This window comes from Faecalibacterium sp. An192, assembly GCF_002160175.1.
Lineage (GTDB): Bacteria > Bacillota > Clostridia > Oscillospirales > Ruminococcaceae > Faecalibacterium.
On record NZ_NFKB01000037.1, the window covers coordinates 23,624 to 33,269 of the forward strand.

The 9,646-nt window shown below is 54.2% G+C and carries 7 protein-coding genes; 5 read left to right on the forward strand and 2 right to left on the reverse strand.

Going from position 1 to position 9,646, the window contains the following annotated elements:
* Positions 1–4: 4 nt before the first annotated feature.
* The gene (locus B5F27_RS11445) at positions 5–364 is read right to left on the reverse strand and encodes a helix-turn-helix transcriptional regulator (protein WP_087367785.1); all 360 of its coding nucleotides are present in this window, start codon (positions 362–364) and stop codon (positions 5–7) included.
* A gap of 470 nt (positions 365–834) precedes the next feature.
* On the opposite strand from B5F27_RS11445, the gene B5F27_RS11450 reads away from it, so the two are divergent.
* The 3 genes from B5F27_RS11450 (at position 835) to B5F27_RS11460 (ending at position 5,134) form a co-directional block, all read left to right on the forward strand.
* Positions 835–2,796: an RNA polymerase sigma factor gene (locus B5F27_RS11450; protein ID WP_087367788.1), complete on the forward strand. Its 1,962-nt coding sequence runs from the start codon at positions 835–837 to the stop codon at positions 2,794–2,796.
* 18 nt (positions 2,797–2,814) lie between these two features.
* A complete protein-coding gene (locus tag B5F27_RS11455) occupies positions 2,815–3,483 on the forward strand; it encodes a hypothetical protein (RefSeq protein WP_087367792.1) in 669 nt (222 codons plus the stop codon).
* Between the two features lie 145 nt (positions 3,484–3,628).
* A complete protein-coding gene (locus B5F27_RS11460) occupies positions 3,629–5,134 on the forward strand; it encodes an OmpA family protein (protein ID WP_087367795.1) in 1,506 nt (501 codons plus the stop codon).
* Between the two features lie 327 nt (positions 5,135–5,461).
* On the opposite strand, the gene B5F27_RS11465 is transcribed toward B5F27_RS11460, so the two are convergent.
* Entirely contained in the window at positions 5,462–6,274 is an 813-nt protein-coding gene (locus tag B5F27_RS11465) for a helix-turn-helix transcriptional regulator (protein ID WP_158098238.1), read from the reverse strand.
* A 413-nt stretch (positions 6,275–6,687) separates the two neighbouring features.
* Here B5F27_RS11465 and B5F27_RS11470 point away from each other — a divergent pair, with 413 nt between their 5' ends.
* Together B5F27_RS11470 and B5F27_RS11475 are read left to right on the forward strand one after the other, a co-directional pair.
* Entirely contained in the window at positions 6,688–7,290 is a 603-nt protein-coding gene (locus B5F27_RS11470) for a CHC2 zinc finger domain-containing protein (protein WP_087367800.1), read from the forward strand.
* A complete protein-coding gene (locus B5F27_RS11475) occupies positions 7,287–8,630 on the forward strand; it encodes a phage/plasmid primase, P4 family (protein WP_087367803.1) in 1,344 nt (447 codons plus the stop codon). The genes B5F27_RS11470 and B5F27_RS11475 overlap by 4 nt, the downstream gene beginning before the upstream one ends.
* Positions 8,631–9,646: the final 1,016 nt, after the last annotated feature.

Below are 9,646 nucleotides of genomic sequence, written 5' to 3' on the forward strand. Positions count from 1 at the left end.
CCCCTTACTGGTCAGCATTTTCCGAAAACATCTGCAACACGGATTCTTTCATGCGGTTGTAATAAGGCGACTTGGGGTCAAAGCACATCTCCACGAATTGCTCCATTTCGGCGCCATTTTTCCACACCTTCGGCTGATAGTGGTACAGCTTTCCCTGCGGTTTCTCACAGCGGGCAAAGATGTAATCCATCGAGACATCGAAAAAGTCTGCATACTTGCGGAACACTTCTACCGTTGGGGTTGACTGACCGTTTTCGTATCGGTTGAGGCTGGACTGGGTGATCCCTAAAAGCTCCGCCAGCTTTGCCTGGGACAGGGACAGGCTCTCCCGCAGTGTACGCAGCCGTTTGCCGACTTCTTTCAACGCAATCGCCTCCTTCCATGCCTATTATACCATATACCGAATTATTTTCAACTCAATATTAGAGTTTGTTTAATTTTGCAAGAGAGCCCTCATGTCAATAACCACTTGATGGCCAAGTAGTTGTAACAAAAATAAGAAAGGAAAAGCACAATCCAGATGGGGCGGAGGTGCTAAAAAGCGACGATTATAAATGAAATTTTTGATTTAAAGGAGGCGAATGAATGAGCCATGCATCGAACAAGGCGATTGCCCTTTTCTAAAGTATGATTTCAATGAATTGGATTGCGTTACAGATTGAAATTTGTTATAATTGCACAAAAAGGCAACCATATTATGCAAAATAATAATTTTTGAAATTGTTACAACCTGCCTGCGTGCCTGGTCGTTCTATAGATAGGAGGAACGAACTGAATGGAATCGTTTGAACGGCTAACGAGGCTTTCAATCCGCAAAAGGAGGCAACAGGAAAAATGGGTCAATCCGATCAAAATATCCCGGAGTTGGTTTTAAGGGCAAAGAGCGGCGATCAACAAGCCATGGAACAGCTGTACGAAATGACCTACAGCAGAGTCTATTGCACGATTCAGGTTATGGTCAAGGATGAGCAGGAGACTCTGGATCTGCTGCAGGACAGCTACATCAAAGCATTCAAGCATCTGAACCAGTTTGAAGGCGGGGAAAAATTTCTACCCTGGATGCAGCAGATCGCCCGAAATACAGCGAAAGACTGGCTGAAAAAGAAACATCCGGCTTTCTTTACGGATCTGAGGGGCGAAAAGGAAACCGAATGGGAAAGCCCGGCGGAAGAGCAGATCATGGACGCCAATGATGGGAGCTGGCCGGAGAAGGTTTTGGACCGGGAGGAAACCGCCCGTCTGATCCGGGAAATTCTGGACGGCCTGCCGGAAGACCAAAGAGTGGTCATCGAGATGTTTTATTATGAGGAGCTGTCCGTCAAACAGATTGCTTTGACGATGGGTCTCTCAGAGAGCGCCGTCAAAAGCCGGCTTTTTTACGGCCGGCGAAAGATCGAGACAAAGGTCCTGGCGTTGGAGAAGAAGGGTACCAAGCTCTATGGTCTCGCTCCGATTCCCTTCCTGCTCTGGCTGCTGCGCTGCCAGGGGGAGGGAAACGTCCTTCCCAATAAGGATTTGCTCCGCCAGATCCTGGCAAAAACCACTGCCGGGGCAGCTGCTGCGGCGGCCCACACCGCAGCAGCCGGTACCACTGGGGCCAAAACGGCCGGGAGCGGTGCAGCAGCCAAAGCCGGTTTGGGGGCCAGGGCCTTTGGCAGTTTGGGAGCGGCCAAACTGGTGGTTATCGCGCTGGCCGCCGCCGCTGGCGTTGGCCTGGGAGCATATGGGCTCGTCCATTTGGCTCTGGGGGAAGCGCCGCAGCCTGCTTCGATGGCTGGGGCATCTTCCATCGTTCAGGCCGCTGTGGCAGATTCAGCCCCGTTGGCTTCCGAGGCAGCAAAAGACCTGGTGGAACAGGCGCTGGAAGCATACAAAAAGATTCTCTCTCAGGCGGACAGCTACACCTATACCCAGGATTCTGTAACTCCCACCGGGCGCTACCAGTACGCCCTGGTGCAGCTGGAGCCGGAAGACCCGGTGCCCACCTTGCTGCTCTCCCAGGAAACCGAAGAATATCTGTGGTTCATTCGGGTATTCCAGTATGACCCGGAAAGCGGAACTGTCCTGGAACCGCCTGAGAGCCTGACCGAAGGGGTGGCAGAGATCGGCGGTTATCGGGGCGGCTTGGGTCAGATGGCGGATGGACGGGGGCTGCGCACCATCTCGGTCAGCGGCGGCACCGGGGCCACCGTCATTGACCGGATTACCCTGGAAGGGGAGCACCTGGTCACTATTACTGCCTGGGGTGGGAGCTTTGCCAATACGATCCCCGAGGAATTCTCCTTTGTGGAAATCCAGTGGCACGATGGAAGCGACACCGCTCCGCTGGACCGCTGGCCCGATTTTGACGGAACTTCCGGCGGAGAAAACAAAACAGAAACCAGTTCCTCCCAGTCAGCCGCTTCGCAGCCCGGCGCTGCGGCGCCGTCGCTTCCGGAGGATGGGAACCGGATTGTTTTTACAGGGACGGTGGACAGCTACAGCTATCAGGAGGTGGTCAACCTCCAGGGCTGCCCGGACCCCAACGCACCCTGGACCGACACCACCCAGACCTTCCAGCTCATTGTGCTGGATACGCCGCAAGTGATGGAGCTGGAGACGGGAGATCCGTCCCCTGCCTCCTGGGCACGAAGCGGGGAAGTCCGTCTGATTGATGTTTCTCTTGCTGAAGGGCTGGAATCCTTCGACGGCCAGCATTTGACCTTCAGCATCGACCCGGAAGAAACCTATTGGCCCAGTGATGCCTCCATGCCGGTGGGCCAGCCGTCCACCCGGGACGTTCATATCCTGAATTGAAATGGAAGGAGAAAGACCATGAAAAAAACTTTATCTGTGCTGCTCTGTCTGCTGCTCACGGTTTCCCTGATGGCCGGCTGCGGCTCCAAAGAAAAGATTGAAACAGAGCCGGCTTCCCAGAGTGAGGCAGCCAGCGCTGCGGATGAGAAACCCATGGAACCGGCTGCACCCATCAACGGCAAAGAAAAATATGACATCGATGCCACCTGCTATCAAGAAGGTTTTTACCGGATCGGGCAGGATATGCCGGAAGGAGAGTATATGGTCCTGGCCCTGGGGATGATGGGCACCATGCGACTGGCCACCGATGAGAAAATGGAGGATGACAGCATCCTCATGAGCGAGGTTTTTACCCATAACACGGTGGTCACTGCCTGTACCGGGGAATTTTTACGGCTGGAATCGGCCATCGCGATCCCCATGGGAGAATGGCCGGCAGAGCTGGTCATCAGCGTCCCGGAAGACGGCGATGCGGTACTGATGGTAGGCTATGATATTCCGGAAGGAGCGTACATCCTTTCTCCCAACAGCCTGGAACGTTTGGGCGTCTATGGAGAATATACGATTTTCTATTCCAGCCGGTATGACAAGACTCATAACGGCACCTATGTAAAGGAAGCAACCCCCATTACGCTGGAAAAAGGCGAGTATCTCTGGATCAATCACTGCCGGCTTGAGGCCGCCTAGTCCTTCGGCCCAGGCAAGCAAAGTGCTTCTATGCAAAATGATGAACTTTTTTGTGAAGTCTGCCCGAGCAGCCGTGGTTGTTCAGCAGGCGTAGTTATGTTAGTATAGAAAAAACGCCAAACCGGGTACAAAGGAGGAATATAAAGTGAAAAAGATTCTTGCATGGTGTCTGGCTGCCGCCCTTGTTTTGCCGCTGGCCGCCTGCGGCAAAGGGGAGACGGCACAATCAGCTGCTGCCAGCAGCTCGGCGGCCTCGGCTTCTTCGGCTGTTTCGGAGGCCGAAAGCCAGCCTGAGAGCCAGCCTGCCTCCAGCGCGGCTTCTTCGGAGGAAGAGAATGCGGCCTCTTCCGAGGCGGAGGAGGAGAACGCTTCGGCAGCTTCTGAGAACACCTCAGCCCTGCCGGCGGATACGGTGGCCCTGAAGGGCGGCCCGGCCCAGGTGGAAGCCATAACCTTTCCGCTGGGCAAGAAAGTCCAGGTGGAGGTGAACGGTTCCCGGCGGTGGTTTGCCTTCACCACTGGCAGCGGCACCGACTATGAGGTCTGGCTGGCTCCGGGGGGACAGTACTATCGAACCATTGGCTTCGGCATTTATAACCGGCTGGGCGAACTGGTGTGGGAGTCGGGCACCAATGGGGACGGCACGATCACCGTCCGTCAGGTGAAGCTTTCACCCAATACCCCTTACTTTGTGACAGCCGTCCAGTCAGAGGGCAGCGAAGGCACCCTGACCTTCCGCTTGTCTCCCATGTCTGAGACAGGCAGCGCATCCTCGGGCATTCCCTCGGAAGGTAAAGCCGGCTCTGCCGCCCAGTCCCAGAGCACAGGAGTTCTGGATCTGGAGGGCGGGTCTGCCCAGGGCGGGGCTGCGGCGTTCCAGCTGGAACAGATGGTACGGGCAAAGATCAATGGTTCCCGCAAATGGTTTGCCTTTACCACCGGCAGCGGCACCGGCTATGAAATCCTGCTGGCCCCGGCGGGGCAGTATTACCGCACCATCGGCTTTAGCCTGTACAATGAGCTGGGTGATCAGGTGTGGGAGTCGGGCACCAACGACGACGGCTCGGTCACGGTCCGGCAGGTGCAGCTTTCCCCCCAGACCACTTATTATGTGGCCGTCGAGCAGCAGGCGGGCAACAAGGGAACTTTGATTTTCCGGGTTTCCTCCCATATCACCCAGTCGGATACCGCCGCCGAAATCCAGCGGGAGCCCGAGACGGTGGAGGATCTGGTGTTTGAGGAGCCCTTCTCCCTGGACGAAACCCAGATCATGTTTGTGTCCAACAAGGCAATCTTCGTGGATGAGGAGGCCGCCAAGGCAGCGCTGGCGCCGGTGGCAGAGGTCATCCTGGCCCATCCCGACCACCCCATTCTGTTGGCGGGAACCACTGCCACCGACGGTGAACAGGAGTCCTGTGTCCGGCTGTCCAGCCAGCGGGCGGAGGCGGTCAAGAATCTGCTGGTCAGCGCCTATGGCGTGCCGGCAGATCAGCTGCTGACGGTTGGTCTGGGCTATGCGGCGGACCCCTTCCCCCGGGGGCAGGACCGGGACAGCAAGGGGAACTTTGTGGAGTCGGAGGCAGTGAAAAACCGCCGGGTGGTTGTGCTGGATGCCAATGATCCCACGGCACAGGCAATCCTGAATGCATGATGGTTCTCGGGCGGGGACTGAAAATCGGAATCACACGGGATATCCCATCATGCCGGAAGAATCCAAAGAAACCGCGCCGGGGTTTCGTGGCACACGACTTTGGAACCAAAGTCTAGTGTGTTATACCTTTGTGCAGCAGACGGCGGCTGAGTGGAGGTCCACCCTGCTTTCCTAGCGCACAAGGTGCCCCTGCGGGGCAGCATAGGTGACAAAGAAAGGCTGACAGTTTGTGCCTAAAAGCACAGGCTGTCAGCCTTTTGCCGTCTGCGGAACAAAGGTATATAAAGCCCCGCCGCAGCGGATTCTCTTATGTCAAGTACTACCCTATTATTTTCTTGGATGCTTTCCCCTCTGACTGGTCCCGCTTTTCAGGAGGTTCGATTTTCGGCTGATTTGAATCAGCCAGCGCTTTTCGGTGTCGGTCAATTTATTGTAAGGCAGATGAATCTGCTTACAGAAAATCATAATCCATTTCTGGAAATCGCTGCCTTCCGTTTCAGAAATGCTTTCAATGTACTCTTTGAGAGATGGGGCGGCGGCGTCTGCGGCAACACTCCCCTGGTCCTTGCTGTGATCCTGTTTCAATTCCTTTAGGATGCGCTCCACATCGTCGCTGACCACGCGGGCAAAGTATTCATCCTCATCAATTTGGGCAGCCTTTAAGGTCAATAGGGTGTTGTCCTCTTTGGGGTGGTACTTCTCCAGAATAGCGGCTCGGGCAGATTCCAGCAAGCTGTTCATGTTTCGGATCTGCATGGACACGATGCCATCCACATAAATCTCCATATCTGCCATCAGCCGGGCAAACTCAGGGTGGGTAATCAATTCCGACAGGAGCCGGTTGTTGATCTTTCCACTACTCAATACATCCACTGCGTCATCACTCAGATGCAGGTCTGCAAGACCTATCTTTGAGTGTTTTTTATTTTCAGTCAAACCCAGCAGATAATCCACGCCTACGCCGTAGAGCGCCGCCAGTTTCTCCAATGCCCCCAGGTTGATATCCGGCTTTTTGTCGTTTTCGTAGTTGCTGAGAGTTGACTTTACAATCCCGGTCTGCTCAGATACCTGCTCCAGAGTCAGGTTATGTTCCCGCCTCAGATCGGTGAGTCGTTCTCCCGTTGTCAGTTTCGTCTGCATTGCTTCACCTCCATTATTTTTTATTTTACCATATTCGACCTGTCGAATGGGGTCGAAAGATCGAATTCCTCGATGTTTTGAACACATATCCGTTTCGTCCATAATCGTGGAAAACGGCTGTCAGAGCGCCTTTATTTTAATTTATGGAAAAATCAGGAAATCATAATTTTCCTGCTATAATAGCCTTCACAGATAAGTGAATGACCGTCCTCACCGCCAAAACCGCGACGACCTCCACCCGGAGAGAGCGCCCGAAAGGGATGGCACAGCGCCCTCAGAAATGAGCGGTTGCCTGTCAGAAGCGATGAGGGAGACCGGCAGAGATTACTTCTGAAAGGAGGAAACCCAACCGGGCAGATGTACTGTGGTTCAAGATACATCTGCCAACACCACCAATAGATTGCGAGGTGCAAATGAATCTTTTTAAACTGGTCAAGGAATCTGTCACAGTCAAGCAGGCCGCAGCCCTGTACGGCCTGCCCGTTACGTCCACCTGGATGACCCGCTGTCCTTTCCACGAGGACCATACCCCCAGCATGAAGCTGAACGACACCTATTATTACTGCTTCGGCTGCGGAGCCACTGGTGATGTCATTGACCTCACTGCCCGCCTGTTTGACCTCAGCAGTTTCCAAGCTGCCCGGAAACTGGCACAGGACTTCGGACTCAGCCCGGACAAGCCTCCATCCGGTGCAATCGCTCTGCCCAAGCCAGCCGCTGCCTCTTCAGACACCCAGCAAGAGGAAATCTTCTACTGTCTCCGGGTCCTCCACGACTACCGTGACCTGTTGATTCGGTGGCGCACAGAGTTCGCTCCCCTCTCCACGGAGGAGCCGCTGGACGATCGCTTCGTGGAAGCTCTCCACATGCTGGCTTTCGTGGATGTCCTCATTGATTGTGTGACCTTCGGGCCGGCTTCCAAGAAGGCAGCCGCCGCCAGGCGCCTGCTGGATGGCCAGCTGCTGCCGATGGTGGAAGCCCGTCTCAATACCCTGGATCGAAAGGAGGCTGCATGAAGAAAAACAACTACTGGCCCAGCTCCAAAGACCCGGTTTGGCTGGAAGAAGGCTTCCGGATCAATGAGTCGGTTTTCTGTGAGTCCTTCATCCTCACCCACCAACTTGTGTTCTGCAACGGCTTTTTCTTTACCGAGGATGGCCGGGTGACGGATGAGATGCCTCTGCGGAGTACCATTTATGCAGAACTGAGAGACTACGCCAGCAACAACGTAGCCCGCAAGGTGGGCTGCATTTTGGACCTGCTGAAACTCTCCGCCCAGGTAGATGACTTCCCTCCAGTCACTGACTGCATCCACCTGGCCAATGGCACCCTGAATCTGAATGGCAGCTTTCAGGAAGGTAAGCCGGAAGTAGTCCGCAACCGGCTGCCGGTCAAATATAACCCTAAAGCTGCTCAGCCCACCCACTGGCTGCAGTTCCTGTCCGACCTGCTCTACCCTGAGGATATCCCAACCGTCCAGGAGTTTATAGGTTACTGCCTCATTCCCAGCAACAAGGGCCAGCGGATGATGGTCATCAAGGGCCGGGGCGGCGAGGGTAAATCCCAGATCGGCGTGGTATTGTCCAAGCTGTTCGGCACCAACATGAAGGACGGCAGCATCGGCAAAATCTCCGAAAATCGCTTCGCCCGGGCCGACCTGGAACACATCCTGCTCTGCGTGGACGACGATATGCGGATGGAAGCCCTGCGGCAGACCAACTACGTTAAGTCCATTGTCACGGCCCAGGGCCAGATGGACCTGGAACGGAAAGGCAAGCAGAGCTACCAGGGCTGGATGTATGCCCGGCTGCTGGCCTTCAGTAACGGAGACTTGCAAGCCCTGTATGACCGAAGCGACGGCTTTTACCGGCGGCAACTGATCCTGACCACCAAGGACAAGCCTGCTGACCGGGTGGACGACCCGGATATTGCCGAGAAGATGGCCGCTGAGGCCGAAGGAATTTTCCTCTGGGCCTTTGAGGGGTTGCAGCGCCTGGTCCGGAATGGCTTCAAGTTCACCGAGAGCGACCGAGCCCGGCAGAACCGGGAGCTGGTCAAACGGGACAACAACAACTTCTTCGACTTCATGGAGGCCGAGGACTATATCCGGCTCAAGGCGGATGCCTGCATTAGTTCCAAGGACCTTTATATCATTTATAAGATGTGGTGTGAGGAGAACAACCTGGTAGCCCTGAAAGCCCGGAGCTTCAGCGACGCTGTGATTGCCAATCTGAAAAAGTACAACCTGGAGCACACCAACAACATCCTCAACTCGGCAGGCCGCCGCGTGTGGGGCTATCTGGGAATTGAAGCCCTGGTCCGGCCTGAGCCCGCTCCCCCATCTTGGGACCGGTAATTCTGTATATGGGGGAACCTGGCCTTTTCGCTATGTACGTATGTACAAGGTCGGTACAGACCCATTCGGCGAAAGGCTCCAGAGGGTGTAACCGTTTGTTACTCCCTTGAATTGGCTGTGACCAATTTGGTCACAAGCAGATGAAATATTGTTCCAGGAGTCGTGCTTCACGACACCCTTACCCTGCCAGCGAGGGGGCGGTGAATCACCGACGCCTTTGCTTTCATTCCGAATCGAGCAGTTAACTTGGCTGTTCCCAGCATGGGAACAGCCAAAATCCTGTATATGAGAGGATTTCGCCTTTTTGCTGTGTACGTGCGTACAGAACCTGTACATACGTACACAGCGAAATCCCCAAAACGCACTATATACGTGATTCTTTATGACACTAAAGTGGTGCCGGTCAATTTGACCAGCACCACACAGGTCCTCCCAAGTTGTCACCGTGACAACTTGGTTTTGATGGCACTGGACATTTTGTCCAGTGCCACTGAAAAGCCCCGAAAACTTTAAGGCTCTGAACTAGGGTGGACAAAATGTCCACGGTCTTTTTATCGGATAACCTTTTCGGAAGTGCATCTGCATTGATCCCAAGCCTTGTAACCAAGTGGTCATTTTGACCACTTGATCTTGCACAATAGAAGTTTGAGCTGGATGTGAAAGAATCAACGGACAGATTTTATCGTTGATTTATCGGAACTCCGAACTGTTCACCTTCTATTGCTATGTACATGTACCAATTCCGTACGCACGTACATAGCGAAATCCCCAAAACGCGCTATATACACAATCCTTTATGACACTGAACTGGTCTGGGTCGTTTTGACCCAGACCACTATGATCAAGTTCGAGCGTCTTGCGCCGCAAAGTAACAAAATGGTACTTTGCGGTTTGCGATTTCTATCCGCGTAAGCGCCTCACAAAACAGTGTACTTGACAATAGAAAAAGGACCAGCTAAAGCTGGTCCTTTTTTGTTATTCAAAACAACTGCGCATGTAGTCGCTCCAGGGCATCA